The organism is Elioraea tepidiphila DSM 17972 (assembly GCF_000378465.1).
Taxonomy (GTDB): Bacteria; Pseudomonadota; Alphaproteobacteria; order Acetobacterales; family Acetobacteraceae; genus Elioraea; species Elioraea tepidiphila.
Genome location: NZ_KB899911.1, coordinates 123,786 through 149,264 on the forward strand (window position 1 = coordinate 123,786; position 25,479 = coordinate 149,264).

The following is a 25,479-nucleotide window of genomic DNA, read 5'->3' on the forward strand; positions in this document are numbered from 1 at the left end:
CGTCAGCCCCCGCGCAGTTCCGAGATACGGGGCGCCAGCCCGAGCGCGAACATCGTGATGGCGAAGACGAAGCGCAGCCCGAAGGCCCAGAGGGCCGCGAGCAGCGGCAGGTAGAACGGGCTCACGTAGAGCGGCGTGATGGTGCGGATCGCGCCGAGCCACCAGTCGGTGAGCAGGCGGAAGAAGCGCCAGATGTAGTTCGGGCTGTCCGGCCGGACGAAGACCTGCATCAGGAACCGGCCGAGCGACGTCCAGGCGAGCACCGCCAACGCGTAGAGCGGCACCCAGAACGGCAGGTAGGAGAAGATGAAATGGGGCTCGCCGGTCATCGTCCTGCGGATAAGGAAGGGGCGAGGCGGTGGTCCCGCCTCGCCCCCGAAGGTGGCACAGACAGTCCCGCTATTCGACCGCCTGCTCCTTGTCGACCAGCGCCACGCCGCCCTTGGGGATGCGGATGGACTCGACGAAGTCCTGCATCGCCTTCGACGGCGCGGCGGTGATCTGGCTGACGAGATAGGTCACCATGAACGCCATCGGCACGCCGAAGATGCCGCCGGCGATGTTGTTGATGCCCCAGAGCTGCACGCCTACGCGGTTGCGTGCCACCGCGCTCGTGGCCCAGAGGGCCCAGCCATGCAGCGGCCCGTCCGTGATCGCGGCCTGGTTGGCCAGCAGCGCCTGGATCGGCGCCTTGGCCTCGGCCGAGATCTGCGCGATCGCGACATACTGCTGGTAGGCGCGGATGATCGCCTCCTTCGAGCCGACGAGCTCCATCAGGCTGAGCCCGGCGAACTCGCTCCAGATCAGGTAGCCGAAGGTGATCACGTAGCCGACCAGCATGCCCGCGATCGCGCCGGCATTGGTGGTCTTCTTGTACCAGACCCCCATCACCAGGGCCGCGAACAGGCCTGCCGCCGCGATCGAGAAGGCCCAGGCGACCAGGAACAGGATGTCGGCGCCCAGATGGCCGGCGGTGTAGGCCGCCACCACCGCGACCGAGATCAGCAGCACGCGCGCGACGATCAGACGCCGCCTGGTCGGCGCATGGCGGTCGATCATCCGGTAGTAGATGTCGTGGCTGAGCGCGTTCGCGAGCGCGAGCAGCAACCCATCCGCCGTGGAGAGGGCCGCTGCGAGCCCGCCCGCCGCCACCAGCCCGGCGATCACATAGGGAAGCCCCGCGATCTCCGGGGTCGAGAGCACGATCACGTCCGGGTGGATCGAGAACTCGGCGAGCTGGAGGATGCCGTCGTTGTTGCGGTCCACCACATTCACCCAGGGCACACCGTAGGGCGACATCAGCTGCCAGTTCTGCAGCCAGCTTGGCAGTTGCGCGATCGGCTGCCCGATCACGTTCTGATAGATCTCGAGCTTGGCGAACGCCGCATAGGCGGGTGCGGTGAAGTACAGCAGGAAGATGAAGAACAGCGACCACGCCACCGAGTTGCGTGCCTCGCGCACGCTGGGCGTGGTGAAGTAGCGCATCAGGATGTGCGGCAGGCTGGCCGTGCCCACCATGAGGCAGAAGATCAGCGCGAAGAAGTTGATTGCGCGGTTCAGGTCGAACTGCTGGTTGGGCCCGACGAAAGCCTGCGTGTGCGGCAGCATCACCTGGCCCGCCGCGCGCATGGTCGCCTCCAGCGCCTCGATCTTCTCGAGGGCGACGCCATACATGAGCTGCGGGATCGGCACGCCGGTGACCTTCACCGACATCAGGATGGCCGGGATCAGGTAGGCGATGATCAGCACGATATACTGCGCCACCTGGGTCCAGGTGACGGCGCGCATCCCACCCATCATCGAGCAGACCAGGATGCCGGCCAGCCCGATGAACACGGCGACCGCGAAGGAGACGTCGAGGAAGCGCTGGGTGATGATGCCGATGCCGACGATCTGCGCGACCACGTACACGAACGACGCCGTGATCAGCACGATCACGCCGACGAAGCGCGCGACGTTGCCGCCATAGCGGGCACCGAGGAAGTCGGGGACCGTGTACTGGCCGAACTTGCGCAGATAGGGCGCGAGCAGGATCGCCACCAGCACATAGCCGCCGGTCCAGCCGAGAATGAAGGCCAGCCCGCCATAGCCGAGGGCGTAGAGCGATCCCGCCATGCCGATGAACGAGGCGGCCGACATCCAGTCCGACCCGGTCGCCATGCCGTTGTAGATCGCGGGCACGCGCCGTCCGGCGACGTAATACTCGCTCACCTGCATGGTGCGGCTGAGGATGCCGATATAGGCGTACACACCGATCGTCAGGGCCACGAACAGGTAGCCGATGATCCGATCCGGCACGCCCATCTGTTCGAGACCGGCCAGGATCAGCACGAAGAACGCGAAGCCGCCGACATAGCCGGCGTAGATCTTGTTCAGCTGCTTGAGGAAGGCGCTCTGGGTGTCGATCGCCATGGTCCTGCCCTCACTCCTCGGCCACGCCGAATTCCTGGTCGATCGCGTTCTGCTTGCGCGCGAACCAGAACAACTGGGCGACGAAGATGATCAGGCTGCCCTGGGCGGCCATGTAGAACCCGAGCGGAAAGCCGAGCACATGGATCGTGTTCAGCGTCGGGGCGAACAAATGCACAAAAAAGCTGGCGAAAAACCAGATCGCCAGCATCAGCCACATCAGATTGGACGTCCGTTTCCAGTAGGCCCGGGCCACCGCCGGATCGATTGCCGCCACGGGTTCCCGCGGCTCGGCCCGTCCGGGTTCGACGATTCCTGCCATGCTCCACTCCCTGCTCGGCGCATTTCGGCGCGCCTTGCCCCGTTGCACGGTCGACCCACTGCCCCTTCCGCTGCCGTCGCGAGACGGGTTCAATACGGTCGCTAAAACGGCAGTTAACACAAGGAATTGTGAGGTGCCAACAGGTTCCTTGCCCGCGTCGCGTCCGGCCGGGGCGGCCGCATGAGCCTGTTCGCCGCGCTGTTCGGCCGGCGCCGCGCGCCACAGGTCGCGGATGTCGGCGCCTTCGCGGCGTTCCTGGCGGCGCAGGGCGCCTTCGTGGCGCAGAAGACCGTGATGGACTATTGCGGCGTCAAGCTGGGCGTGAACTGGCAGAAGGCGCAGGAGGAGCCGGTCTTCGCCGAACTGCTCGCCGATTGCCGCTGGCGCGTCTACTTCGCCGCCCAGGGCGATGTCGCGGCGATGGCCGAGTCGTGGCTGCGTCCGTTCGCGCCCGGCCGGGAGGCGGCGCTGGCGGAGGCGCTCGCCGGCCTCGCCGCCGAGGCGATCGGCAGCGCCGGGGCGCCGCCGCGCCTCGCGGCCGAGGCCGAGGCCGCGCGCGCCGGCATGGCGGCGCGGCTCGCGCAACGTCAGCTCGCCGCGCCCCGGCCCGCGAACACCCTGGCCCTCGATGCCGGCCCGGTGCTGCTCGAAACGCTGCCGATTCATCCCGATCTGCGCAAGGGCGAGCGGGTGTCGATCCTGGGCGGGCTTCGCATGCACATCGTCGCGGCGCAGCAGGAGATGGAGCGGCGGTTCGCGCCCGCCCCGCTCGCCGCGGCGCTGACGGAGCGGGCGCCATGACCTCGCCCGGGCTCGCCCTGTTCACCGGCCCGGTGGGCGCGGCGATGCGGACGGTGCCGCCGTTGCTGTCGCCCGCCGCCCCGGTCGCGCAGGCGATCGAGGCGATGCGCGCGGCCGACGAGAGTTCCGTCATCGTGGTGGACGAGGCGGGGCGCGCGGTCGGCATCCTGACCGAGCGCGACGTGCTGCGGCGGGTCGCCTTCCGCCTGCCCGCCGATGCGCCGGTCTCGGCCGCGATGAGCGCGCCGGTCCGCAGCGTGCCGCAGGACGAGCGCCTCTACCGCGCCGTCGGGCTGATGCGCGCGCACGGGTTGCGCCACCTGCCGGTGGTGGACGGCAAGGGGCGCCCGCTCGGCATGCTGCGCCGCTTCGAGACCTATGCCGCCGCCTCGGCGCGGCTGCTGGCCGCGGTCGAGACCCTGGCGCGCGGCGACGACGAGGCCGGGTTCGCGGCGACGCGCGCGGCCCAGGCCGGACTCGCGCGCACCCTGCTCGACGAGGGACTGCCGGCCGCCGAGGTGATCGGCGTCGTCTCGGAGATCAATCTCGACATCCACCGCTGGGTGGTCGAGCGGGCGCTTGCCGTCGCCGGACCGCCGCCGGTGCCGTTCACGCTGCTGGTGATGGGCTCGGCCGGCCGGGGCGAGAGCCAGCTCGCCCCCGATCAGGACAATGGCCTGATCCTGCAGGACTATGACGACGCCCGGCACGGCGAGGTGGACGCCTGGTTCATCCCCTTCGCCGAGGACCTCAACCGGCGCCTGGAAGCGGCCGGGTTCCCGCTCTGCAAGGGGCACGTGATGGCGCGCAACCCCGTGTGGCGCAAGACGCTCACGCAGTGGAAGGCGCAGGTCACGCTTTGGGCCGAGCGGCGCAGCCCCGTCGCCCTGCTGTTCGGCGACATCGCCTTCGATTTCAGGCCGGTCTGGGGCGATGCTCAGCCGGCCGCCGCGCTCCGTGAGCATCTGAAGCGGACCCTCGCCGCGCATCCGGTCTTCCTTGCCGCACTCGCGGCCGAGGATGCGAAGATGACCGTCGGGCTCAGCTTCTGGGGCGGTTTCCGCGACGACGAGCCCGACCGGCCCGGCGTGCGCACCGATCTCAAGCGATCGGGGCTGATGCCGCTCGTCTCGGCCACACGGCTGCTCGCGCTGAAGCACGGCGTGGCGGAGACGGGCACGCGCGCGCGCCTCGCCGCGCTCGCGCAACTCGGCCCGGTGTCGCAGGCCGAGGCAGAGGGCCTCGCGGCGGCGTTCGAGCGCCTTGCCGGCGCCTTGCTGCGCCAGCAGCTCGACGATGTCGCGGCCGGGCGCCCGCCCGGCACGCTGGTCGAGCTGCCGGCGCTGCCCAGGGCCGAGCAGGCGGCGATCCGGGCGGCCATGAAGCGCGTCGCCTCGTTCCAGAAGGGGGTGGTGTCGTCCTTCGGCGGCGGCGTCTGGTGACCGGCCGCGCGCGAAGCGATCAGTCGCGCCGGAGCGCGTAGCGGCCCGATCCCGCCATCGCCACCGTCACCAGCAGGCCGGCGACGGCGAGGTTCTTCAGCGCGACGCCGAGCTGCGCGGCCTGCTGCGCCTGCGGAAACGTCCACCAGGCATGGGCGATCCAGATCGTGCCGAGCGTGAACAGCGCCAGCACCCAGGCCGCCCAGCGCGTCAGCACGCCGAGCACGAGCAGGATCGGCGCGACGATCTCGATCGCGACCGCGAAGGCGGCAGCGACCTCGGGCAGCGGGATGCCCTTGGCCGCCAGCAGTCCGGTGATGCCGGCGCCGGGCGGCCAGCCGAGCTTGTTCCACCCCGCCAGCAGGAACATCGGCGCGACCGCCAGCCGTCCGATCAGCAGTCCGAAATCGCTCATGTCGGCGGTTGCGCCTCCTCGGTTCGGAACTCGGCCGGGAGCGTGATCTCGAGCAGTTCGAGATCGTCGCTGTGCGCCACCTCGCGGTGCCGGATCCCCGACGGCTGGTGCACCATCGCGCCGGCGGTGAGCAGGACCTCGCCCGCACCTTCGTACTCGAATCGCACCCAGCCTTTCAGAACATAGACCATCTGGAAGTGCAGGTCGTGCGTGTGCCACACGGGATGCGCGCCCGCGCCGGGCACTGCGCGGATGACGTGTGCGCCCACCTTGCCGCCGGTGACGTGGCGGATGCCGAGGTCGCGATAGGCGAAGAACGCGCGCAGGCCCGTGGTGAAGGTCGCGTCGGCCGCGTGGCTCACAACCACGGGCAGGGTTCGCGCCGCCGTCACGACACGCCGACCGCGACATGCGCCGCGTAGCCGGGGCGGGCCAGCAGGCGCTGGTGATAGGCGGCGAGCGCCGGGAAATCCGGCCGCTCGATCGGCATGTGCAGGTAGCGGTAGACGAGGCAGCCGATCGGGATGTCGCCCAGGGTGAAGCCCGCGCCGGCGACGAAGGCATGGTTGGTGAGATGTGCCTCCAGGATCGCGAAGGTCTCGGCCGAGCGCGCGAGGCTCCGGGCGATCACCGCCTCGTCGCGCTTCTCGGGCGGGGTGCGATACATCTGAACGAAGGCGGGGCCGAGCGCGGCCTGGCCGGTGGTCTGCTGCCAGTCCATCCACTGATCCGCGATCGCGCGCGTCCGCGGATCGTCCGGCCAGACCGACGCGCCGGCGCCCGCTGTCGCACCGAGATAGCGCAGGATGGCGTTGCTCTCCCACAGCACGAATCCGTCCTCCTCCAGCACCGGGATCAGCGCGTTGGGGTTCTTGGCCAGGTACTCGGGCGTCTTCAGCCCGCCGAACGCGCCGCCCGCATCGATGCGCTCATAGGCGATGCCGAGCTCGGCACAGCCCCAGAGCACCTTCATCACGTTGATGGAGTTGGTCCGCCCCCAGATGCGCCGCATCGCGCTCCTCCCCGCGAGTTGTCCCGCGCGCAGCATGGCGATGCGGGGAGGGGGCGTCCAGGCGGGCGGGCGGCGTGGTAGAGGGCGGCATGTCGCGCGCCCTGCTGCTCGGCCCGCTCGCCGCCGCCGCCGCCCTCGCGGTCGCCTATGCGTCGCAGTACTGGGGCGGACTGCCGCCCTGTCCGCTCTGCCTCTGGCAGCGCTGGCCGTATTGGGCGGCGATCGCGCTCGGCATCGTCGCGCTCGCGCTGCCGGTGCGGCTCCGGCCCGGCGTGCTGACGGCCATGGCAGTGCTGTTCCTCGGCAATGCCGCGATCGCGGCGCTGCACGCGGGCGTCGAGTGGGGATTCTGGCCGAGCCCGGTGCCGGAATGCGTGGTCGGGGCCGGCGCGCCGGCGGCGACGGTGGACGATCTGTTGCGCGCGTTGCGGCCGCTGCCCGCGATCCCTTGCGACGAGGCGGCGATCCGCGTGCTCGGGCTGTCGATGGCGGGCTGGAACGCCGTCTATGCGCTGATCCTCGGCGCCGTGCTGGCGATCTGGGCGCGGCGTGGCTGGCTGTCGGGGTGAGGTCAGCCTTCGGCGAGCGCGGCGGCGGGGCCGGGGGAGGACCCCGCCGCCTCCCGCACGCGGCGCGTCAGTTGAGACGCGGCCGCGCTTCGGGGTTGCGCCAGGGCGGATCGCCCAGGTTCACCTGATCCGGGGTGGTGAGCGAGGAGCCGAGCGCGCCCGCGCCCGCGCCCACGATCCCGCCCACCAGCACGCCCGGCGGGCCGGCCAGCGCGCCGATCCCCGCACCGGTGGCCGCGCCCGCCGCCGTGCCGCCCTCGACCCGCCCCTTCGGGTCCGTGCCGCAGGCCGCGAGACCGAGGGCCGCGGCCGCCAGGATCATCAGTACGCTTCGTGGCATGTGCCGTCCTCCGCATGGTCGTGCGGAAGGAACGTCACGCGCCGGTCGGCGGTTCCCGGGTCAGGGCGCCGGCCAGTCGGGCCGGTCGAAGCGCTGGATCTCGAGCGTGTAGCCGGCCGGGTCGCGGAAGAAGAAATGATAGACCCGGTACTGCGCGGACAGCGTCGGCGCGGCGGGGATGTCCACGCCCTTGGCGCGGAGATGCGCGTACCAGCCGTCCACGTCCTCGGCGACGAAGGTGAACACCACCCCGCCGACCGCGCGCGGATTGTCGGTCGCGCGCGGCGCGCGGGCTCGGCAGACGCCAAGGAAGGCCGTGCGCCCCTGGGCCGCGGCGTAGATGCGGCAGGTGCCCTGGTCCTGCACGAGGGGCAGGCCCAGTACCTCCTCGTAGAACCGCCACGAAGGCTCGGGCGGGTCGGCATAGAGGAAGGTGACGGCCTGGCCGATCTGCGGGCGGGGAGGCGTGCTCATGGCGTGACGATCCCGCGCGCGGGGGCGAGCTGCAAGCCTCGCGGAGGCCGCCTTGACACGTGGCCCCTCGGCGTGGCCGTTCCCCTTCGACGACGCGCCCGAGGACCACGTGACCGACACCCCCGAGACGCTGCCCCCCGAGCGGGCCACCCAGCTCGCCGCCGAGTTCGGCCTGAAGCCCGACGAGCATGAGCGCGTGCTGGCGATCCTCGGCCGCCAGCCCTCGCTGACCGAACTCGGCATCTTCTCGGTGATGTGGTCCGAGCACTGCTCGTACAAATCCTCCCGCGTCTGGCTGCGCGAGCTGCCGACCAAGGCGCCCTGGGTGATCCACGGCCCGGGCGAGAACGCGGGCGTGGTCGCGATCGGCGACGGGCTCGCCGCCGTGTTCAAGATGGAGAGCCACAACCACCCGAGCTTCATCGAGCCCTATCAGGGCGCGGCGACCGGGGTGGGCGGCATCCTGCGCGACGTCTTCACCATGGGGGCGCGGCCGATCGCGAACCTGAACGCGCTCCGCTTCGGCTCGCCCGACAACCCGCGCACGAAACGGATCCTCGACGGCGTGGTGCGCGGCATCGGCGGCTACGGCAACTGCGTCGGCGTGCCGACGGTCGGCGGCGAGGTGAACTTCCACCCCGCCTATGACGGCAACCCGCTGGTCAATGCGATGACGGTCGGCATCGCGCCGGCGGACCGCATCTTCCTCTCGGCCGCGGCCGGCGTGGGCAACCCGGTCGTGTATGTCGGCTCCAGGACCGGGCGCGACGGCATCCACGGCGCGACCATGGCCTCGGCCGAGTTCGCCGCCGACGAAGGCGACGAGAAGCGCCCCACCGTGCAGGTGGGGGATCCGTTCACCGAGAAGCTGCTGATCGAAGCCTGCATGGAGCTGATGGCGACCGATGCGATCGTCGCGATCCAGGACATGGGGGCGGCCGGGCTGACATCGTCCTCGGTCGAGATGGCGGGCAAGGGGGGTGTCGGGATCGAGCTCGATCTCGACCGCGTGCCGCAGCGCGAGACCGGCATGAGCGCCTATGAGATGATGCTGTCCGAGAGCCAGGAGCGGATGCTGATGATCCTCCGCCCCGGCGCCGAGGACGCGGCGCGCGCGATCTTCGAGAAGTGGGAGCTCGACTTCGCGGTGATCGGCCACCTCACCGACACCGGGCGGATCGTGCTGCGCCACAAGGGAAAGGTTGAGGCGGACATCCCGCTCGCGCCGCTCTCCGATCAGGCCCCGCTCTATCGCCGCCCGACCGAGGAGACGCCGAAGCCCGCCCCGCTCGACCCCGCCAGCGTGCCCGATCCTGTGGGGCTCGAGGCGGCGCTGGTCACGCTGATCGGCTGCCCCGATCTCTGCTCGCGCGCCTGGATCTGGGACCAGTACGATTCGACGGTCGGCGGGCAGACGGTGAAGCGCCCGGGCGGGGCGGACGCGGCGGTGGTGAAGCTCGAAGGGCTGAAGCGTGCGCTCGCGCTCACCGCCGACTGTACGCCGCGCTACTGCCAGGCCGACCCGGAGGAGGGGGGCAAGCAGGCGGTGGCCGAGGCGTGGCGCAACCTCACCGCGGTGGGCGCGCGCCCGCTCGCCATCACCGACAACATGAACTTCGGCAACCCGGAACGCCCGCGCATCATGGGCCAGTTCGCCGCCGCGGTGCGCGGCATGGCGGCCGCCTGCCGCGCGCTCGACTTCCCGGTCGTGTCCGGTAACGTTTCGCTCTACAACGAGACGGACGGCCGGCCGATCCTGCCCACCCCGGCGATCGGCGGCGTGGGCGTGCTGGAGGATGCGGCCCAGGCGGTGGGGCTTGCCCTCGCGCCGGGGCTCGACCTGGTGCTGATCGGCGCGACGGCCGGGCAGCTCGGCCAGTCGCTGTGGCTGCGCGAGATCGCCGGCCGCGAGGAGGGCGCGCCGCCCCCGGTGGACCTCGCGGCCGAGCGCCGCAACGGCGATTTCGTCCGGCGGATGATCCTGGCGGGCCGTGTGCGCGCCAGCCACGACGTCTCGGATGGCGGGCTGCTGGTCGCGGTGGCCGAGATGGCGATCGCCGGCGGCGTCGGCGTGGTGCTGGCCCCGGCGCCGGAGGGCATGCCGCCGCACGCGTTCTGGTTCGGCGAGGACCAGGCCCGCTACCTGCTCGCGGTGGCCGACGGGCGCGCGCTGCTGGCCGAGGCGGCGGCCGCCGGGGTGCCCGCGGCGCTGCTCGGCCGCGCGGAGGGGACGGGTTTGACACTCACGGGGGCGTTCTCCATATCGGTCGAGCGGCTGAGGCAGGTCCACGCGTCGTGGCTGCCCGCCTACATGGCCTGAGGGGACGGACCGGCGATGCCGATGTCGGCGGCGGAGATCGAGGCGCTGATCAAGGCGGGCCTGCCGGACGCGCAGGTGACGGTCGAGGACCTGCGCGGCGACGGCGACCACTACGCCGCGACCGTCGTCTCGGCCGCCTTCAAGGGCAAGACGCGCGTGCAGCAGCACCAGATGGTCTATGCCGCGCTCCAGGGCCGGATGGGCGGGGCGCTGCACGCGCTCGCCTTGCAAACGAGCCCGCCGCAGGACTGAACCACCACACGGGACCAGGAACCGAACCGATGTCGAACCCCGTCTTCGAGCGCATCCAGGCCGACATCACCGAGAACCCGGTGGTGTTGTTCATGAAGGGCACGCCGATGTTCCCGCAATGCGGGTTCTCGGCGCGGGTGGTGCAGATCCTCATGCACATGGGGGTGAAGTTCAAAGGCGTGAACGTGCTGGAGGACCCCGGCATCCGCGAGGGCATCAAGCAGTTCACCAACTGGCCGACGATCCCGCAGCTCTACGTGAAGGGCGAGTTCGTCGGCGGCTGCGACATCGTCACCGAGATGTTCCAGTCGGGCGAGCTCGTCGCGCTGCTGGACGAGAAGGGCGTCGAGCACAAGCCCGTGGCGGCGTGATCTCGGATCATCGAACGGTGGACTTCGGCGACCCGCTCACACGCGTAGGGGCGGTGTAGCACTCGCGCCGCCCTCACTCCGCGGGTGCCGGCGTCACCCTTCGGCGAGTCCTCGCCCCCGATTGCGCCAATCCGGCACAGAACAGCGACAGCACCAGGATCGCCGCGACCACCGGCAGCACGAGCTGCGGATGCCCGAGGTCGATCAGGAAGCCGAGCGGCACCGGCATGATCGCGCTGCCGAGCGGCAGTCCGGACGAGACGAAGCCGAAGACCTTGCCGATCTGACCGGGCGGTGAGGCATCCTTCAGCATGATGTCGCGGGGCGTGCGCGACGCTCCCATCGCCAGCCCACCCAGCAAGGCCACCACCGGCAGCATCAGCTCCGGCATCGGCATCAGGCCGAGTGCGAGGATCATCGCCGCCGCGAACAGGGTCAGCACCACCACGAAGCCCATCAGGCTGCGCTTCGTCGCATCCACGACCCAGCCGCCCACCAGCGTGCCGCCCGTGGCGCCGACCATGTAGCCGGTCAGCACCATCGAGGCGACCGCCACGGGCGTCCCCCAAAGCTTGCCCAGAACGGTAATGACGAAGGCCTGGATCCCCGACCCGGCCATCGAGGAGAGCAGGAAGAAGCCGAAGAACAGCAGGATGGGGCGCGACAGCAGCAGCTCGCGTCCATTCGGCCCCGTCTCGCTGGGCTTGGGCTTCGCCTGGTCGCGCAGGATCCGGCTCTGCACCAGGATGGCGGCGACCACCGGCACGCCCAGGAGCCCCACGACCAGCAGCGAGGCCCGCCAGCCCATCACGGCGGCCAGCACCGCGATCACCGGCGGCGCGAGCGCGAACCCCAGGTTCCCGGTGAAGGTGTGCATCGCGAAGGCGCGCCCCATGCGGGACTTGTCGATCGAGCCCGCGAGGATCGCGTAGTCGGCAGGGTGGATCACCGAATTGCCGACGCCGGACAGGACGGCGAGCGCCCAGATCGCCCAGATCCCCGGCGCGGCCGCCATCGCGGAGATCGACAGCGCCATCAGCAGCGTGCCCCCGACCAGGAAGGGCCGCGCGCCGTGCCTGTCCACCGCGAAGCCGACCGGCGTCTGCAACAGTGCCGTAGTGCCCGACATCAGCGCGACCGCGAGCCCGAGCTCGGCGAAGGAGGCCTCGAACTCCGCGCGCCAGAACAGGAACAGCGGCGGCAGGCACAGCATGTAGAAATGCGACAGGAAATGCCCCGTGCCGATCAGCGTCATGATCCGGACGTCGTGGCTTCCCCCGGACGTGGCGGCGGTCTCGACGGGGTGTGCGGGCATGTCGGGATTCCTGGGCAGCGAAGCGGTCACGCTGATCGCGCCTGACCTGCGCGTCAATGTCGCGATCGAAGGGGCGGGCATGCTGGCGCCGCTCGCCCTTGAGCCGGGGGGCGACCGTTGCGCAAGGCATGACATCGTTCTCTGCGGGCGCGGGATGGCCTGAACTTAGCGGGGGGAGGCTGAGACGCCAGCGCCCGAATGGCACCTCAAGCAGCAAGAGGGATATTTGAGATATCAGAAATGCTGTGTGATACTGAGTATCTGATTGAACCTGTCGCCTGACCGGGGAGCCGGTGATCACGCCATCCCAGTTGCGCGCCGCGCGGGCACTGCTCGGCATCGACCAACGCCAGCTCGCCGAACTGTCGGGCCTGTCGGTGCCCACCATTCAGCGCATGGAGGCATCCGGCAGCGGGGCGATCCGCGGCAATGTCGACTCCCTGATGAAGCTGGTCGCAGCCCTCGATGCGGCGGGCATCGAGCTCATCGGTGAGGGCGCGGTGAGCGTCGGTGGCGGTCGCGGGGTTCGGCTGCGCACGCCGCAGGCGGCGAGGGCGCAACCGGATCGGGCGGGCCCCGACACGCCATGATGGGGCCTGCCCGCATGCAGACCCTGCCCTAGGACCGGCGCCCGGAATGCCCGTCCAGATCGCCCTGTGGTCGGTGGCGGCGCTGCTCGCAACGGCAATCGTGGGCGTCGCACGGGCGCGTGCCGCGGCGGGGCGCGTGCTCGTCTATGGCACCTCTCTCGCGGTGTGCGGCGTCACGATCCTGTCCGCGCTCATCCACCTCCTGGCTGCGGGCGGGGAGGCGGCCACCCTCGCGCTGCCGCTCGGCATTCCCTGGATCGGCGCGCGGTTCCGCATCGACGCGCTCGCCGCGTTCTTCCTTGTCGTCGTCAATCTCGGCGGTGCGGCGGCGAGCCTCTACGGCATCGGCTACGGCCGCCACGAGGAGGCGCCGCAGCGCGTGCTGCCGTTCTTTCCGGCCTTTCTCGCCGGCATGAACCTCGTGGTGCTGGCGGACGACGCCTTCACCTTCCTGCTGTCCTGGGAGTTCATGTCGCTCGCGTCCTGGGCGCTGGTGATGGCGCATCACCGCGACGCGGAGAATGCGCGCGCCGGCTACATCTATCTCGTCATGGCGAGCTTCGGCACGCTCGCGCTGCTGCTCGCCTTCGGCCTGCTCGCCGGCGCCGACGGTGGCTACACCTTCGCGGCGATGCGCGCGGCTACCCACGCCCCCTGGGTGATGCCGCTCGCGCTGGCGCTGCTGCTGCTCGGTGCGGGCTCCAAGGCCGGCCTGGTGCCGCTGCATGTCTGGCTGCCGCTCGCCCATCCGGCGGCGCCGAGCCATGTCTCGGCGCTGATGAGCGGCGTGATGACCAAGGTCGCGGTCTACGGTTTCATCCGCGTCGTCTTCGATCTGATCGCCGCCCCCTCCTGGTGGGCGGGCATGCTGCTGCTCTTTCTCGGCGGGGCCACCGCCCTGCTCGGCATCCTGCACGCGCTGATGGAGCGGGATTTCAAGCGCCTGCTTGCCTACTCCACGATCGAGAACATCGGCGTCATCTTCGTCAATCTGGGGCTCGCGCTGGCGTTCCAGGCGAACGGCTTCGCTGCGGCGGCCGCGCTGGCGCTCACCGCCGCGCTGTTCCACGCGCTGAACCATTCGCTGTTCAAGAGCCTGCTGTTCTTCGGCGCGGGTGCCGTGCTGAGCGCGACAGGCACGCGCGACATGGACCGTCTCGGCGGGCTGATCCACCGCATGCCGGCGACCGGCTTCGCCTTCCTGGTCGGCTGCGTGGCGATCTCTGCGCTGCCGCCGCTCAATGGCTTCGTCTCGGAGTGGCTGACCTTCCAGGCGATCCTGTTGAGCCCCGGCCTGCCGCAATGGGGCCTGAAGGTCATGGTGCCGGCGGTGGGCGCGGTGCTGGCGCTCTCGGCCGCCCTGGTCGCGGCCTGTTTCGTCAAGGCATTCGGCGTCACCTTCCTCGGCCGGGCGCGGTCCGAGGTGTGCAGCGCGGCATGTGAGGTCGACCGGATCCCGCTCATCGCCATGGGCCTCTTCGCGACGCTGTGTCTCCTGCTCGGCATTTTGCCAGGCCTGGTGATCGATGCGCTCGCGCCGTCCGTCGCGTCGGTGCTTGGCGCGCGGATGCCGGTGCAGATGCATGTGCCGTGGCTGTCGATCGTGCCGATCGCCGAGAGCCGCAGTTCCTACAACGGGCTGCTGCTGTTCGCGTTCATCGCCGTCTCGGCCGTGCTCGCGATGCTGGTGATTCACCGTTTCGCCTCGCGCGCGCTGCGCCGAGCGCCTCCATGGGATTGCGGCTATCCGGATGCGAACCCGGCCACCCAGTACACGGCCGTGAGCTTCGCCCAACCCGTGCGCCGCGTCTTCGGCACCGTCGTGTTCCGCGCATGCGAGCAGGTGCGCATGCCACCGCCCGGCAGCCTCGCTCCGGCGCGCCTCGATGTCGCGCAGCGCGACCTTGTCTGGGACGGCCTCTACGCACCCCTCGCGCGCGCGATCGGCGTCGCGAGCCAGCGGCTCAATGTGCTGCAATTCCTGACCATCCGGCGCTATCTGAGCCTGGTCTTCCTGGCCCTCGTTGGGCTGTTGCTGGTGCTCGCGCTGTGGCCGTGATGCTGGACCTGCTCGTCCAGGGCGCGCAGATGGCGCTCGTGCTGCTGCTGGCACCGCTGCTGACCGGTATCGTGCGCAAGGTGAAGGCGCGCCTGCTGCGCCGCCGCGGGCCTTCGGTGATCCAGCCCTATCGCGACCTGTTGCGCCTCGCGCGCAAGGAGGCGGTGATCGCCGAGGGGGCGTCCTGGCTGTTCCGCGTCGCGCCCTATCTCATCTTCGCGGCGACCTGGGTCGCGGCGGCCTTGGTTCCGACCTTTGCGATCGGCCTCACCTTCAGCTGGACGGCCGATCTGATCGCGATCATCGCGCTGCTCGGCAGCGCGCGGTTCTTTCTGGCGCTCGCGGGCATGGATGTCGGCACGAGTTTCGGCGGCATCGGGGCGAGCCGCGAGATGCTGATCGCCTCCCTTGCCGAGCCCGCCATGCTGGTCGTCGTCTTCACCGTCGCGCTGGTCGCGGGTTCGACGCAGCTTTCCACCATCGCGGCCTTCATGGTCTCGCCGGGCGTCGGATTGCGCGTCTCGCTCGGCCTGGCCCTGATCGGACTCGTGATGGTCGCGATCGCCGAGAACGCCCGCATTCCGGTCGACAACCCCGCGACGCATCTCGAACTCACGATGGTGCATGAGGCGATGGTGCTGGAGTACTCGGGCCGGCACCTGGCGATGATCGAGTTCGCCGCGTCGCTCAAGCTGCTGCTTTACCTGTCGTTGATCGCCTGCCTGTTTGCTCCCTGGGGCCTGGCTGGAGCCGGCGCGAGCGCCACCGCCTGCGCAATCGGCCTCGCGACCTATCTCGGCAAGCTGCTGGTGGGCGCGGTGGCGCTCGCGCTGTTCGAGACCTCGATCGCCAAGATGCGCGTGTTCCGCGTGCCCGACTTCCTCGGCGCCGCGCTCATGCTCGGCCTCCTCGGCACGCTGCTGCTCTTCGTCTCGCGGAGCCTGTGATGGAAGGCCTCGCCTTCGACATCGCCCATCTGCTCGCCGGTGGCCTCGTCCTGGTCAGCTTCATGATGCTCTACCAGGACCGTCTCTATGCGCTGCTCAACCTCTTCGCCCTGCACGCGGTGGTGCTGGCGCTGTCGGTCGCGTGGCAGGCGCATGTCCAGGGCGCGCCGCATCTCTACATCACCGCGGCGATCGCGCTCGTCTTCAAGGCGATCGTGATTCCCGTGGCCCTTCACCGCATCGTCCAGCGGCTCGGCATTCATCGCGAGATCGAGACGGTGATCGGCGTCGGCCCCACGATGCTCGCCGGCATGGGGCTGGTTGCGCTCGCCATCTCGGTGATGTTGCAGGCGACGCCGGAGGCCGATCCGCTCGCGCGCGAGGACCTCGCCTTCGCGCTTGCCGTCATCCTGCTTGGGCTGCTGACGATGGTCACGCGGCGCAACGCGGTCGGCCAGGTCGTCGGCTTCATGTCGCTGGAGAACGGTCTGATCCTGGCAGCGGCGGGCGCGAAGGGCATGCCCCTGGTGGTGGAGATCAGCGTTGCCTTCTCGGTGCTGATCGCCTTCATCGTCATCGGCATCTTCCTGTTCCGGATCCGCGAGCGCTTCGACACGGTCGATATCCAGGCGCTCGACCGGCATCGCGGAGAGCGTCGATGAGCCTTGCACCCGGCGATGCCGTCGCCGCGATCCTGCTGATCCCGCTGGTGACGGCCGCCCTGCTTGCGCTGCTGCCAGGCTACCGGCTGACCGCGCGGCTCAACATCGTAGCGACGCTGCTGACCCTGCTCGCCGCGCTCGGCCTCCTGGCGGGAGAGCGGCCACAGCCCGGCCTCTACCTGCTGATCGACGACCTCAACATCGTCTTCCTCGTGCTGAATACCTTCGTCGGCTTCACGACCAGCGTGTTCAGCGCGAGCTACATCGCCCACGAGATCGGGATCGGCCGGCTGCCGCGCTCCTATCTCCGCTTCTATCACGCGATGTACCAGGCGCTGATGTTCGGCATGAACCTTGCGCTGGTGGCCAACAATATCGGCCTGATGTGGGTGGCGATCGAACTCGCCACCCTCACCACCGTGCTGATGGTCGGCATCTACCGGACGCACGAGGCGCTGGAGGCGGCCTGGAAGTACTTCATCCTCGGCAGCGTCGGCATCGCACTCGCGCTGTTCGGCACGATCCTCGTCTACGTGGCGGCGCATCCGGTGATCGGCGAGGGGCTGGAGGCGATGGTCTGGACAACCCTCATGCAGCGGGTTGCCGCCTTCGATCCCGCGCTGCTCAACCTCGCCTTCGTCTTCCTGCTGCTCGGCTACGGCACCAAGGTCGGTCTCGCGCCCCTGCATGCCTGGCTGCCGGACGCGCATGCCGAGGGTCCGACGCCGATCTCGGCGGTGCTGTCGGGCCTGCTGCTGAATGTCGCGCTCTATGCCGTGCTGCGGTTCAAGCTGCTGCTGGCCGCGAACCCGGCGGCGATCGCGGCCGGGTCGCTGATGGTGACGATGGGGCTGAGCTCGCTCGTCTTCGCCGCGTTCATGCTCTACCGCCGGCGCGACATCAAGCGCATGTTCGCCTACTCCTCGATCGAGCACATGGGCATCATCGCCTTCGCCTTTGGCATGGGCGGCCCGCTCGCCAATTTCGCGGGGCTGCTGCACATGGTGATGCACAGCTTGACGAAGTCGGCGATCTTCTTCGCGGTCGGACACATCGCGCAGGTGAAGGGGACGCAGAAGATCGCCGAGATCCGTGGCCTCACGGAAAGCCACCCGCTGCTGGGCTGGGGCCTGGTCGTCGGCGTGGTCGCGATCGCGGGACTGCCGCCGCTTGGCATCTTCATGAGCGAGTTCCTGGTGGTGACCTCGACCTTCGCCCGCGCGCCGCTCTTGGCGATTCCGCTCGTTCTGGGGCTGCTCGTCGCGTTCGGCGCGCTGCTGCTGCGGCTGCACGGGCTCGCCTTCGGTACGCCGCATGGCAGCACCGCGCCGGTCGAGGCGTCCTATCTGCCGATGTTCGCCCATCTCGCGCTGGTGCTGCTGGCCGGGCTCTATCTGCCGCCGCCCCTGGTGGCCTGGTTCCAGCATGTGGCGGCGATGCTCGGATGACGGCGACGGATGAGACCGGCAAGGAGGCAAGGATGGCTGGCCTCAGCGACCTGATCACAGGCGGGCGGCCGATCGCATCGCATCGGCCGTGGCCACGCGTCGTCGTCGATGAGGCGACGTGGCAGGCGGTGATGGCGCAGCTCGCCGACGGCAATCCCACGCTGCTCGGACTCTGGGGTGAGGCGGCCGGCGTCCACATCGCGCTCTGCGACGAAGCCGCCGAAGCGATCGTCGTTCTCAGTCTCGACTGCGCCGACGGCCGCTATCCCTCGGTCGGCGCACAGCATCCCCCGGCCATCCGCCCGGAGCGGGCCGCGCAGGATCTGTTTGGGCTGACGCCGATCGGCCTGCCGGACACGCGGCCATGGCTGGATCACGGGCGGTGGGGCCTGAGCCGACCGCTCGGTGCAGCGGCGGTGCCGCGCGATCCGGCCTACGCGTTCCTCGCGGCCGAGGGCGAGAGTCTGCATCAGATCCCGGTCGGCCCGGTCCACGCCGGCATCATCGAGCCCGGGCATTTCCGCTTCTCCGCCAGCGGTGAGACGGTCGTGCGCCTGGAGGAACGGCTCGGCTACGTCCACAAGGGGATCGAGGGGCTGATGGCCGGCGCCACGCTGGAGCAGGGCGCGCGGCTCGCGGGCCGCGTCTCGGGCGACAGCACGGTCGCGTATGCGCTTGCCTTCGCGCGGGCTGTCGAGGCCGCGCTCGGCGTCGAGGTGCCGGAGCGCGCGCACTGGCTGCGGGCCCTGATGGCGGAGCTGGAGCGCGTGGCCAATCATCTCGGCGATATCGGCGCGATCTGCAACGACGCTGCCTTCAGCCTGATGCACGCGCAGTGCGGCATCCTGCGCGAGCAGGTGCTGCGGGCATCCGACACCTGTTTCGGTCATCGCCTGATGCGCGATCGCATCATCCCCGGTGGGGTGACCGTCGATCTGACCCTGGACGGCGCGGCGTCGCTGCGCCGCTTGGTTGCTGCGCTGCGCCGGCGGTTTCCCGCGCTGATCGAGCTCTACGACAACACCGCCTCGTTGCAGGACCGTACGGTGGGCACGGGGGTGCTTGCCCTGGATCGGGCGCGACAGTTCGGCGCCGGCGGCTTCGTCGGGCGCGCCTCGGGCCGTCGTTTCGATGCACGCCGATCGATGCGCTACCCGCCATATGATCGTCTGGCGTTCGAGGTGCCGACGTTGGAGGCGGGCGACGTCAATGCGCGTATCTGGGTTCGCATCCGCGAGGTCGGGCAAAGTCTCGATCTCATCGACATGATCCTGGACGCGCTGCCGGCCGGTGCCCTGCGCCTCGAGGTGCCGGCGGCGGCCGGCGAGGGGCTCGCGCTGGTCGAAGGCTTCCGCGGCGACATCCTGGTCTGGCTGCGCCTCGCCGAGGATGGCCGGATCGCGCGCTGCCATCTGCGCGATCCATCCTGGTTCCAGTGGCCGCTGCTCGAAGCGGCGATCGAGGGCAACATCGTCGCGGACTTCCCGCTCTGCAACAAGTCGTTCAACTGTTCCTATTCGGGCCACGATCTCTGAGGCGACGGCGCGATGCGCAAGCTGCTGTTCGAAAGCCTGATCCGCCTGCCGGTGACGGAACCGGCGCCGGCACCGGATGACGCGGCGCTGGCCGAGCTGGGCGAGGCGCTTGGGCTCGCGGCGCGACGCCGTCTCGGGCGCAGCCTGGCGATCCGGGAAGTGGATGCGGGGTCGTGCAATGGCTGCGAGCTCGAGATCCACGCGCTCAACAATGCCTACTACGACATCGAGCGTTTCGGGCTGCGCTTCGTCGCCTCGCCGCGTCATGCCGACGTGCTGCTCGTGACCGGGCCGGTGACGAAGAACATGCGCGAGGCGCTCGAACGCACTCATGTCGCGACGCCGGATCCGAAATGGGTGGTGGCCGTCGGCGACTGCGCGGTCGACGGGGGGTGTTTCGCATCCTCCTATGCGGTTGTCGGCAGCGTTGCGGCCGTGATCCCGGTCGATCTGCGCATTCCCGGATGCCCGCCTGCGCCCATCGCGATGCTGAAGGGATTGCTGGCGCTGCTGGAACCGGATACGCGGCGGGCCGTTCAACGTCCTGCGGCCGCCGGGTGAGGCCTCGATCGTTCGCGAACGGCGCGGCCCTCAGTCGCGACGCGGACCGGGTGCTGCGCCGCGATGCTCTTCCGAACCGGCAGGCCGGGCGCGTGCGTCGCGCGCGTGACCGCCCCGGGCCTGTGTCCGGGGCGCGGCGTGACCCGGCTGCCCTGTCGGACCGTAATCGATCGGCTGTTTCTCCTCGGCCAACCCGAAGGCAGCACGCAAGGGACGCAGCGGCGCGACGTCGCGATCGCGCGGCCACCGTCCTGCCGGGTGTTGTCCGCTGAGGCAATGCCAGAAACTGTCATAGGCACTGCCCGCGGCCTCCCGCGCCTTGGCAGGAGAACGCTGCACCGCCGGCCTGTTCGCGTCGCCTGGCGCGGCAGGGTCAGTCTTGGACTTCTCGGCCATTGCTGCCTCCACCCACCGCTCGGGCCATGCGCCCGTCGTGTTTCTCGTTCTCGTCCTGGACAGCATGCATAGTCCGCCGCCGGCTGCGTTGATCCCGATCAAGTTGTGGCGAGGCCGGGCGCGCGGCCGGCAGCCGTGGCGCCGAAACCCGCACGCCGGGCCTGTCCCGGCAGCCGCGCGGGTCCACGCCGTCCGGGCCGATTGACGCAGATCATGGTCCAGGACGGCCGAGACGGGAGGAATTCGTCCTCCAGACAGGGACACGCCGGTGACGACCAAGGATGCAGGGCAAGACTACGGGGTGCGCGCGGGCTATCGGCGCATCACCAAACAGGTCGAGAGCCTTCGTCCGCCACCGAACCTGAGCGACTACGAAGCCATCTGCCGCCACTTCCGCTGGGACGCGGCGCGCGCCCTGCTGGACGGACTGCCTGGTGGTGCCGGACTCAACATCGCGCACGAGGCGATCGACCGGCACGCCGACGGACCGCGCGGGGATGAGGTCGCGCTGCGCTGGCTCGGCCGGCGTGGCCAGAGGCGCAGCTTCACCTGGGCCGGGCTGCGCGATGCGACCAACCGCGTCGCCAACGCCCTCGGTGCGCTCGGCGTGCGGCCGGGCGAGCGGGTGTTCGCGCTGCTCGGTCGGATCCCCGAACTGCATCTCGCCGTACTCGGCGCGCTCAAGGCGAAATGCGTCGTCTGCCCGCTGTTCTCCGCCTTCGGCCCCGAGCCGATCCTGACGCGGCTGACGCTCGGCGATGCGCGGGTCTTGGTGACCACCGAGGCACTCTATCGCCGCAAGGTGGAGGGTCTGCGCGACAGCCTGCCGAACCTCGCTCACGTCATCCTGATCGGCGAGGACGAGACGGGCACGGCGGTCAAAGGCACCGAGGACTGGCACGCGCTGGTCGGTGCCGCGGATCCGCACTACGCCATCCCGCCGACCGACCCCGAGGATCCGGCGCTGCTGCATTTCACCAGCGGCACGACCGGCCGGCCCAAGGGCGCGCTGCACGTGCATGAGGCGGTGGTGATGCACACCCTCACCGGCCGCTACGCGCTCGACCTGCACGCCGACGACATCTTCTGGTGCACGGCGGATGCCGGTTGGGTGACCGGCACCAGCTACGGCATCATCGCCCCGCTCGCGAACGGCGTGACGACGCTGGTGGTGGAGGCCGAGTTCGATGCCGAGACCTGGTACGGCGTGCTCGAACGCGAGCGCGTCACCGTTTGGTACACCGCGCCGACGGCGATCCGCATGATGATGCGCCTCGGCTCAGAGGCGCTGAAGGGACGGAACCTCTCGGCGCTGCGTTTCATGGCGAGCGTCGGCGAGCCGCTCAATCCGGAGGCGGTGGTCTGGAGCAACGAGACCTTCGGCCGGCCGTTCCACGACAACTGGTGGCAGACCGAAACGGGCGGCATCATGATCGCCAACTTCGCGGCGATGGACGTGAAGCCCGGCTCGATGGGACGGCCCGTGCCCGGCGTCGAGGCGGCGATCGTCACGCGCGAGGCGGGGCGTCTCAAGGTCGTGCGGGAGCCGGGGGTCTCGGGCGAACTCGCGCTCAAGGCCGGCTGGCCGTCGATGATGCGCGCCTACATCAACGAGGAGGAGCGCTACCGCAAATGCTTCGCCGATGGCTGGTACCTCACCGGCGATCTCGCGATGCGCGACGAGGAGGGGTATTTCTGGTTCGTCGGGCGCGCCGATGACGTGATCAAGTCATCGGGCCATCTGATCGGTCCGTTCGAGGTCGAGAGCGCGCTGATGGAACACCCGGCGGTGGCGGAGGCCGGCGTGATCGGCAAGCCCGATCCGACCGCGGGCGAGATCGTCAAGGCGTTCGTGTCGCTGAAGGCGGGCCATGTGTGGTCCGAGGAGCTGCGGCGGGACCTGCTCGGCCATGCGCGCAAGCGGCTCGGTCCGGCGGTCGCACCGCGCGAGATCGACGCGCTGCCCACCCTGCCGCGCACGCGCAGCGGCAAGATCATGCGGCGCCTGCTCAAGGCGCGCGAACTCGGCCTGCCCGAAGGCGACCTCTCCACCCTCGAGGACGACGCGCGATGAGCGAGGCGAAGGTCCATCTCGATCGCGCGCATGGGCTGAAGCTGCTGCGCGAGATGATGCGCATCCGTGCCTTCGAGGCGCGCTGCGCCGAGCTCTACCAGGCGGAGAAGATCCGCGGCTTCCTGCATCTCTATGACGGCCAGGAGGCGGTCGCGGTCGGTATCATGCAGGCGCTCGAGCCGCGCGACGCCGTGATCGCCACGTATCGCGAGCACGGCCAGGCGCTGGCGCGCGGCATCGCCATGCGCCCGCTGATGGCCGAGATGCTGGGCAAGCTGGAAGGGACGTGCCGCGGCCGTGGCGGCTCGATGCACATCTTCGACCGGGCGACGCGCTTCTATGGCGGCAACGCGATCGTCGGTGGCGGGTTGCCGCTGTCGCTCGGCGTCGCGCTCGCGGATGCGATGCAGAAGCGCGACGCTGTGACCGCATGCTTCTTCGGCGAGGGGGCGGCGGACGAAGGCGAGTTCCACGAGAGCCTGAACCTTGCGTCCCTCTGGCGCCTGCCGGTGCTGTTCGTCTGCGAGAACAACCGCTACTCGATGGGCACGCCGCTCGGTGTCGCCGAGGCCGAGCCGGAAATCTGGCGCAAGGCGGCCGGCTACCGCATGGGCGGCGAGGCGGTGGACGGGATGGACGTGGTCGCGGTCGAGGTTGCCGCGCGCCGCGCGGTGGCGCGCATCCGCCAGGGTGGTGGGCCGCATCTGCTCGAATGCCTCACCTACCGGTTCCGCGCGCATTCGATGTTCGACGCGCAGCTCTACCGGACCAAGGAGGAGGTCGCGTCGTGGCGCGAGCGCGACCCGATCGTGCGGCTGCAACGCTGGCTGGAACAGGCCGGGCATCTGCATGGCGACGACCTTGCCGTACTCGGCGCCGAGGTCGCGGCCGAGGTGGAGGACGCCGTCGCCTTCGCCGAGGCCGGCACACTCGAGCCGGTCGAGGAACTCGAACGCTTCGTCACCATGGACGAGGTGCCGTCGTGAGCGACGCATCCACGACCGCCGAGCGCCTCACCTATCGCGAGGCCTGCCGCCAGGCCATCCGCGAAGCGATCATCGCCGATCCGCGCGTCTTCCTGATGGGCGAGGATGTCGGCCGCTACGGCGGCTGCTACGCGGTCACCAAGGGGCTGATGGCCGAACTCGGCGAGGATCGCATCCGTGATACCCCGCTGTCCGAGAGCGCCTTCGTCGGCGCCGGCATCGGCGCGGCGATGGCGGGCATGCGGCCGATCGTCGAGGTCATGACGTGCAATTTCAGCCTGCTGGCGCTCGACCAGATCCTGAACAACGCGGCGACGATCCCGCACATGTCGGGCGGGCAGTTCGCCGTACCGCTGGTGCTGAGGCTCGCCACAGGGGCGGGCCGCCAGCTCGCGGCGCAGCACTCGCACAGCCTGGAGGGCTGGTTCGCGCACATCCCCGGTCTTCGCATCCTCGCCCCGGCGACCATCGAGGATGCGCGCCACATGCTCGCTCCGGCGCTCGCCGATCCGAACCCGGTGCTCATCTTCGAGCACGTGATGCTGTACAACATGGAGGGCACGCTCGATCCGGCCGTCACCGGCGTCGATATCGCGCACGCGAAGGTGCGGCGCCCGGGCAGTGACGTCACGCTCGTCACCTATGGCGGCAGCCTGTTCAAGACCCTCGCCGCCGCGGAGATGCTCGCCGGGGAGGGACTCTCGGCGGAGGTGATCGATCTGCGCGTGCTGCGCCCGCTCGACATGGTGACTGTGGTGGACTCCGTCTCCCGCACGCGCCGCGTGGTGATCATCGACGAGGGCTGGCGGTCGGGCTCGCTCTCGGCCGAGGTGGCGATGCGCCTGGTCGAGGAAGCGTTCTTCGAGCTCGATGCGCCGATCCGTCGGGTCTGCGCGCGCGAGGTGCCGATCCCGTATCCCGCGCATCTCGAACGCGCTGCCCTCCCGCAGCCGGAGACGATCGCCGCGGCCGCGCGCAGCCTCGTGCGTCCGTCATGACGGTCTTCCGCATGCCGTCGCTGGGCGCGGACATGGAGTCCGGCACGCTTGTGGAGTGGCTCGTCCGTCCGGGGGACCGCGTGAAGCGTGGCGACGTCGTCGCCGTGGTGGAGACCGCGAAGGGCGCGATCGAGATCGAGGTCTTCCAGGACGGGGTGGTTCGCGCGCTGATCGCGGAGCCCGGCGCGGTCGTGCCGGTCGGCGCGCCGCTGGCAGAGATCGCCGCGGAGGGCGCCGCGGCCGAGGTCGCGCCGGCGCCGCCCACACCGCAGCCCGCAGTGACGCCGCCGAAGGCACCCGCCGGACCGACCGCAGCGCCGCCGCCCCAGGCGGGCCGCGTGCGGGTCACGCCCGCCGCCCGACGGCGCGCCGCCGCGCTCGGCATTGCGTTGGAACGGCTGCGGGGCACCGGCGTCGACGGAGCGATCTGCCTCGCCGACCTGCCGTCGCCCGCGCCGCCGAAGCGCGTGCCGGCAGGGTTCGACCCGGCCGCCATGCGCGCGGCGATCGCGGCGGCGATGAGCCGGTCGAAGCGCGAGATCCCGCACTACTACCTCAGCGAAACGGTCGATGTGTCAGCCGCCCTTGACCGGCTCACGCGGATCAATGCCGAGCGCGACCCGCCGGCGCGACTGCTGCCGGCGGCGATCCTGCTGCGCGCTGCCGCCCTCGCGATCGCGGCCACGCCGGAGGTGAACGGCTGGTGGGAGGACGGGCGGTTCCGTGCCGCCGATGGCGTCCATGTCGGCTGGGCCGTCGCGCTGCGCGGCGGCGGCCTGATCGCCCCTGCAATCCGGGATGCTGACCGTCTCGCGCTCGATCCGCTGATGGCGGCACTGCGCGACCTGGTGCAGCGCGCGCGCGGGTTCGCACTCCGCGGTTCCGAACTGACCTCCGCCAGCATCACGATCACGAACCTCGGTGAGCGCGGCGCGGCGAGCGTCCTGCCCGTGATTCACCCGCCGCAGGTGGCGATGCTCGGGATCGGCCGCATCGTGGTGCGACCCTGGGTGGTGGACGGCACGGTCCAGCCGCGCCAGGTCGTCACGCTGACGCTCGCCGGCGATCACCGCGCGACCGACGGGCATGTCGGCGGGCTGCTGCTGACGCGACTGGCCGCGCTGCTCGCTGATGCCGAACGGCTCTAGCGTCGGCCTCTTCCATGGACCGCAGCGAGGATG

At 70.3% G+C, this 25,479-nt stretch carries 28 protein-coding genes; 18 read left to right on the forward strand and 10 right to left on the reverse strand.

Annotated elements, in window-relative coordinates; genetic code table 11:
* Window positions 1-2: 2 nt before the first annotated feature.
* The 3 genes from F563_RS0102145 to F563_RS0102155 all read right to left on the reverse strand — a co-directional run bounded on the left by F563_RS0102145 (window position 3) and on the right by F563_RS0102155 (window position 2,731).
* Window positions 3-329, reverse strand: coding sequence for a hypothetical protein (locus F563_RS0102145; protein ID WP_019012996.1), 327 nt, complete (start codon window positions 327-329; stop codon window positions 3-5).
* Window positions 330-399: 70 nt separating this feature from the next.
* Window positions 400-2,412 (reverse strand): sodium:solute symporter family protein, encoded by a 2,013-nt coding sequence (locus F563_RS0102150; protein ID WP_019012997.1) that lies wholly within the window; start codon window positions 2,410-2,412, stop codon window positions 400-402.
* Between the two features lie 10 nt (window positions 2,413-2,422).
* Window positions 2,423-2,731 (reverse strand): DUF4212 domain-containing protein, encoded by a 309-nt coding sequence (locus tag F563_RS0102155; RefSeq protein WP_019012998.1) that lies wholly within the window; start codon window positions 2,729-2,731, stop codon window positions 2,423-2,425.
* A 180-nt stretch (window positions 2,732-2,911) separates the two neighbouring features.
* Between F563_RS0102155 and F563_RS0102160 the strand changes: the two genes are divergently transcribed.
* On the forward strand, window positions 2,912-3,532 hold the full coding sequence (locus F563_RS0102160; protein ID WP_019012999.1) for a hypothetical protein: 621 nt from the start codon (window positions 2,912-2,914) through the stop codon (window positions 3,530-3,532).
* Complete coding sequence (locus F563_RS0102165) at window positions 3,529-4,974, forward strand: DUF294 nucleotidyltransferase-like domain-containing protein (RefSeq protein ID WP_019013000.1); 1,446 nt, start codon at window positions 3,529-3,531, stop codon at window positions 4,972-4,974. Before F563_RS0102160 ends, F563_RS0102165 begins: the two co-directional genes overlap by 4 nt.
* A 19-nt stretch (window positions 4,975-4,993) precedes the next feature.
* On the opposite strand, the gene F563_RS0102170 is transcribed toward F563_RS0102165, so the two are convergent.
* Genes F563_RS0102170 through F563_RS21260 form a run of 3 tightly spaced genes read right to left on the reverse strand, consistent with a single transcriptional unit; the run spans window position 4,994 to window position 6,401 of the window.
* Complete coding sequence (locus F563_RS0102170) at window positions 4,994-5,389, reverse strand: DoxX family protein (RefSeq protein ID WP_019013001.1); 396 nt, start codon at window positions 5,387-5,389, stop codon at window positions 4,994-4,996.
* Entirely contained in the window at window positions 5,386-5,781 is a 396-nt protein-coding gene (locus tag F563_RS0102175; RefSeq protein WP_019013002.1) for a cupin domain-containing protein, read from the reverse strand. The genes F563_RS0102170 and F563_RS0102175 overlap by 4 nt, the downstream gene beginning before the upstream one ends.
* Window positions 5,778-6,401, reverse strand: a complete 624-nt coding sequence (locus F563_RS21260; RefSeq protein ID WP_019013003.1) for a glutathione S-transferase family protein — start codon at window positions 6,399-6,401, stop codon at window positions 5,778-5,780. Before F563_RS21260 ends, F563_RS0102175 begins: the two co-directional genes overlap by 4 nt.
* 89 nt (window positions 6,402-6,490) lie before the next feature.
* Here F563_RS21260 and F563_RS0102185 point away from each other — a divergent pair, with 89 nt between their 5' ends.
* Complete coding sequence (locus F563_RS0102185) at window positions 6,491-6,970, forward strand: disulfide bond formation protein B (protein WP_019013004.1); 480 nt, start codon at window positions 6,491-6,493, stop codon at window positions 6,968-6,970.
* A 67-nt stretch (window positions 6,971-7,037) separates the two neighbouring features.
* Here the strand turns inward: F563_RS0102185 and F563_RS0102190 are convergent, their stop codons facing one another.
* Window positions 7,038-7,310 carry a hypothetical protein gene (locus F563_RS0102190; RefSeq protein ID WP_035574431.1) on the reverse strand — a complete coding sequence of 91 codons (273 nt, stop codon included), beginning with the start codon at window positions 7,308-7,310 and terminating at the stop codon, window positions 7,038-7,040.
* Window positions 7,311-7,370: 60 nt separating this feature from the next.
* On the reverse strand, window positions 7,371-7,784 hold the full coding sequence (locus F563_RS0102195) for a VOC family protein (RefSeq protein ID WP_019013006.1): 414 nt from the start codon (window positions 7,782-7,784) through the stop codon (window positions 7,371-7,373).
* A gap of 130 nt (window positions 7,785-7,914) precedes the next feature.
* Between F563_RS0102195 and purL the strand changes: the two genes are divergently transcribed.
* The 3 genes from purL to grxD are packed head-to-tail and all read left to right on the forward strand — an operon-like array spanning window position 7,915 to window position 10,727.
* Window positions 7,915-10,104, forward strand: coding sequence for a phosphoribosylformylglycinamidine synthase subunit PurL (purL, locus tag F563_RS0102200; RefSeq protein WP_026299257.1), 2,190 nt, complete (start codon window positions 7,915-7,917; stop codon window positions 10,102-10,104).
* 15 nt (window positions 10,105-10,119) lie between these two features.
* Entirely contained in the window at window positions 10,120-10,356 is a 237-nt protein-coding gene (locus F563_RS0102205; RefSeq protein WP_019013008.1) for a BolA family protein, read from the forward strand.
* Between the two features lie 29 nt (window positions 10,357-10,385).
* Complete coding sequence (gene grxD / locus F563_RS0102210; protein ID WP_019013009.1) at window positions 10,386-10,727, forward strand: Grx4 family monothiol glutaredoxin; 342 nt, start codon at window positions 10,386-10,388, stop codon at window positions 10,725-10,727.
* Window positions 10,728-10,800: 73 nt separating this feature from the next.
* On the opposite strand, the gene F563_RS21265 is transcribed toward grxD, so the two are convergent.
* Entirely contained in the window at window positions 10,801-11,982 is a 1,182-nt protein-coding gene (locus tag F563_RS21265) for an MFS transporter (RefSeq protein WP_019013010.1), read from the reverse strand.
* Between F563_RS21265 and F563_RS23685 the strand changes: the two genes are divergently transcribed.
* The 8 genes from F563_RS23685 to F563_RS0102255 all read left to right on the forward strand — a co-directional run bounded on the left by F563_RS23685 (window position 11,966) and on the right by F563_RS0102255 (window position 19,844).
* Window positions 11,966-12,205, forward strand: coding sequence for a hypothetical protein (locus tag F563_RS23685; protein ID WP_019013011.1), 240 nt, complete (start codon window positions 11,966-11,968; stop codon window positions 12,203-12,205). The two genes, F563_RS21265 and F563_RS23685, sit on opposite strands and share 17 nt — an antisense overlap.
* A gap of 130 nt (window positions 12,206-12,335) precedes the next feature.
* Window positions 12,336-12,632 carry a helix-turn-helix domain-containing protein gene (locus F563_RS0102225; protein ID WP_026299258.1) on the forward strand — a complete coding sequence of 99 codons (297 nt, stop codon included), beginning with the start codon at window positions 12,336-12,338 and terminating at the stop codon, window positions 12,630-12,632.
* 46 nt (window positions 12,633-12,678) lie between these two features.
* On the forward strand, window positions 12,679-14,691 hold the full coding sequence (hyfB, locus tag F563_RS0102230; protein WP_019013013.1) for a hydrogenase 4 subunit B: 2,013 nt from the start codon (window positions 12,679-12,681) through the stop codon (window positions 14,689-14,691).
* Window positions 14,691-15,638: a respiratory chain complex I subunit 1 family protein gene (locus F563_RS0102235; RefSeq protein ID WP_211211330.1), complete on the forward strand. Its 948-nt coding sequence runs from the start codon at window positions 14,691-14,693 to the stop codon at window positions 15,636-15,638. The genes hyfB and F563_RS0102235 overlap by 1 nt, the downstream gene beginning before the upstream one ends.
* Complete coding sequence (locus F563_RS0102240; protein ID WP_019013015.1) at window positions 15,638-16,300, forward strand: hydrogenase-4 component E; 663 nt, start codon at window positions 15,638-15,640, stop codon at window positions 16,298-16,300. Before F563_RS0102235 ends, F563_RS0102240 begins: the two co-directional genes overlap by 1 nt.
* Window positions 16,297-17,748 carry a hydrogenase 4 subunit F gene (locus F563_RS0102245; RefSeq protein ID WP_019013016.1) on the forward strand — a complete coding sequence of 484 codons (1,452 nt, stop codon included), beginning with the start codon at window positions 16,297-16,299 and terminating at the stop codon, window positions 17,746-17,748. The genes F563_RS0102240 and F563_RS0102245 overlap by 4 nt, the downstream gene beginning before the upstream one ends.
* 32 nt (window positions 17,749-17,780) lie before the next feature.
* On the forward strand, window positions 17,781-19,283 hold the full coding sequence (locus F563_RS0102250) for a hydrogenase large subunit (protein WP_026299259.1): 1,503 nt from the start codon (window positions 17,781-17,783) through the stop codon (window positions 19,281-19,283).
* A gap of 12 nt (window positions 19,284-19,295) precedes the next feature.
* Entirely contained in the window at window positions 19,296-19,844 is a 549-nt protein-coding gene (locus F563_RS0102255; RefSeq protein ID WP_019013018.1) for an NADH-quinone oxidoreductase subunit B family protein, read from the forward strand.
* A 30-nt stretch (window positions 19,845-19,874) separates the two neighbouring features.
* Here the strand turns inward: F563_RS0102255 and F563_RS24650 are convergent, their stop codons facing one another.
* Window positions 19,875-20,240, reverse strand: coding sequence for a hypothetical protein (locus F563_RS24650; protein ID WP_156825031.1), 366 nt, complete (start codon window positions 20,238-20,240; stop codon window positions 19,875-19,877).
* Window positions 20,241-20,508: 268 nt separating this feature from the next.
* Between F563_RS24650 and acsA the strand changes: the two genes are divergently transcribed.
* Genes acsA through F563_RS0102275 form a run of 4 tightly spaced genes read left to right on the forward strand, consistent with a single transcriptional unit; the run spans window position 20,509 to window position 25,446 of the window.
* On the forward strand, window positions 20,509-22,314 hold the full coding sequence (gene acsA, locus F563_RS0102260; protein ID WP_245557088.1) for an acetate--CoA ligase: 1,806 nt from the start codon (window positions 20,509-20,511) through the stop codon (window positions 22,312-22,314).
* On the forward strand, window positions 22,311-23,300 hold the full coding sequence (gene pdhA / locus F563_RS0102265) for a pyruvate dehydrogenase (acetyl-transferring) E1 component subunit alpha (protein WP_019013020.1): 990 nt from the start codon (window positions 22,311-22,313) through the stop codon (window positions 23,298-23,300). Before acsA ends, pdhA begins: the two co-directional genes overlap by 4 nt.
* Complete coding sequence (locus F563_RS0102270; protein WP_019013021.1) at window positions 23,297-24,298, forward strand: alpha-ketoacid dehydrogenase subunit beta; 1,002 nt, start codon at window positions 23,297-23,299, stop codon at window positions 24,296-24,298. The genes pdhA and F563_RS0102270 overlap by 4 nt, the downstream gene beginning before the upstream one ends.
* Entirely contained in the window at window positions 24,295-25,446 is a 1,152-nt protein-coding gene (locus F563_RS0102275; RefSeq protein ID WP_019013022.1) for a dihydrolipoamide acetyltransferase family protein, read from the forward strand. Before F563_RS0102270 ends, F563_RS0102275 begins: the two co-directional genes overlap by 4 nt.
* Window positions 25,447-25,479: the final 33 nt, after the last annotated feature.

Bases quoted from the DNA above. Each gene is read 5' to 3' on its own strand.
- F563_RS0102145 (WP_019012996.1), bottom strand. From the start codon at position 329: ATGACCGGCGAGCCCCATTTCATCTTCTCCTACCTGCCGTTCTGGGTG.
- F563_RS0102150 (WP_019012997.1), bottom strand. From the start codon at position 2,412: ATGGCGATCGACACCCAGAGCGCCTTCCTCAAGCAGCTGAACAAGATC.
- F563_RS0102155 (WP_019012998.1), bottom strand. From the start codon at position 2,731: ATGGCAGGAATCGTCGAACCCGGACGGGCCGAGCCGCGGGAACCCGTG.
- F563_RS0102160 (WP_019012999.1), top strand. From the start codon at position 2,912: ATGAGCCTGTTCGCCGCGCTGTTCGGCCGGCGCCGCGCGCCACAGGTC.
- F563_RS0102165 (WP_019013000.1), top strand. From the start codon at position 3,529: ATGACCTCGCCCGGGCTCGCCCTGTTCACCGGCCCGGTGGGCGCGGCG.
- F563_RS0102170 (WP_019013001.1), bottom strand. From the start codon at position 5,389: ATGAGCGATTTCGGACTGCTGATCGGACGGCTGGCGGTCGCGCCGATG.
- F563_RS21260 (WP_019013003.1), bottom strand. From the start codon at position 6,401: ATGCGGCGCATCTGGGGGCGGACCAACTCCATCAACGTGATGAAGGTG.
- F563_RS0102185 (WP_019013004.1), top strand. From the start codon at position 6,491: ATGTCGCGCGCCCTGCTGCTCGGCCCGCTCGCCGCCGCCGCCGCCCTC.
- F563_RS0102190 (WP_035574431.1), bottom strand. From the start codon at position 7,310: ATGCCACGAAGCGTACTGATGATCCTGGCGGCCGCGGCCCTCGGTCTC.
- F563_RS0102195 (WP_019013006.1), bottom strand. From the start codon at position 7,784: ATGAGCACGCCTCCCCGCCCGCAGATCGGCCAGGCCGTCACCTTCCTC.
- F563_RS0102205 (WP_019013008.1), top strand. From the start codon at position 10,120: ATGCCGATGTCGGCGGCGGAGATCGAGGCGCTGATCAAGGCGGGCCTG.
- grxD (WP_019013009.1), top strand. From the start codon at position 10,386: ATGTCGAACCCCGTCTTCGAGCGCATCCAGGCCGACATCACCGAGAAC.
- F563_RS21265 (WP_019013010.1), bottom strand. From the start codon at position 11,982: ATGACGCTGATCGGCACGGGGCATTTCCTGTCGCATTTCTACATGCTG.
- hyfB (WP_019013013.1), top strand. From the start codon at position 12,679: ATGCCCGTCCAGATCGCCCTGTGGTCGGTGGCGGCGCTGCTCGCAACG.
- F563_RS0102235 (WP_211211330.1), top strand. From the start codon at position 14,691: ATGCTGGACCTGCTCGTCCAGGGCGCGCAGATGGCGCTCGTGCTGCTG.
- F563_RS0102240 (WP_019013015.1), top strand. From the start codon at position 15,638: ATGGAAGGCCTCGCCTTCGACATCGCCCATCTGCTCGCCGGTGGCCTC.
- F563_RS0102245 (WP_019013016.1), top strand. From the start codon at position 16,297: ATGAGCCTTGCACCCGGCGATGCCGTCGCCGCGATCCTGCTGATCCCG.
- F563_RS0102250 (WP_026299259.1), top strand. From the start codon at position 17,781: ATGGCTGGCCTCAGCGACCTGATCACAGGCGGGCGGCCGATCGCATCG.
- F563_RS0102255 (WP_019013018.1), top strand. From the start codon at position 19,296: ATGCGCAAGCTGCTGTTCGAAAGCCTGATCCGCCTGCCGGTGACGGAA.
- F563_RS24650 (WP_156825031.1), bottom strand. From the start codon at position 20,240: ATGGCCGAGAAGTCCAAGACTGACCCTGCCGCGCCAGGCGACGCGAAC.
- pdhA (WP_019013020.1), top strand. From the start codon at position 22,311: ATGAGCGAGGCGAAGGTCCATCTCGATCGCGCGCATGGGCTGAAGCTG.
- F563_RS0102275 (WP_019013022.1), top strand. From the start codon at position 24,295: ATGACGGTCTTCCGCATGCCGTCGCTGGGCGCGGACATGGAGTCCGGC.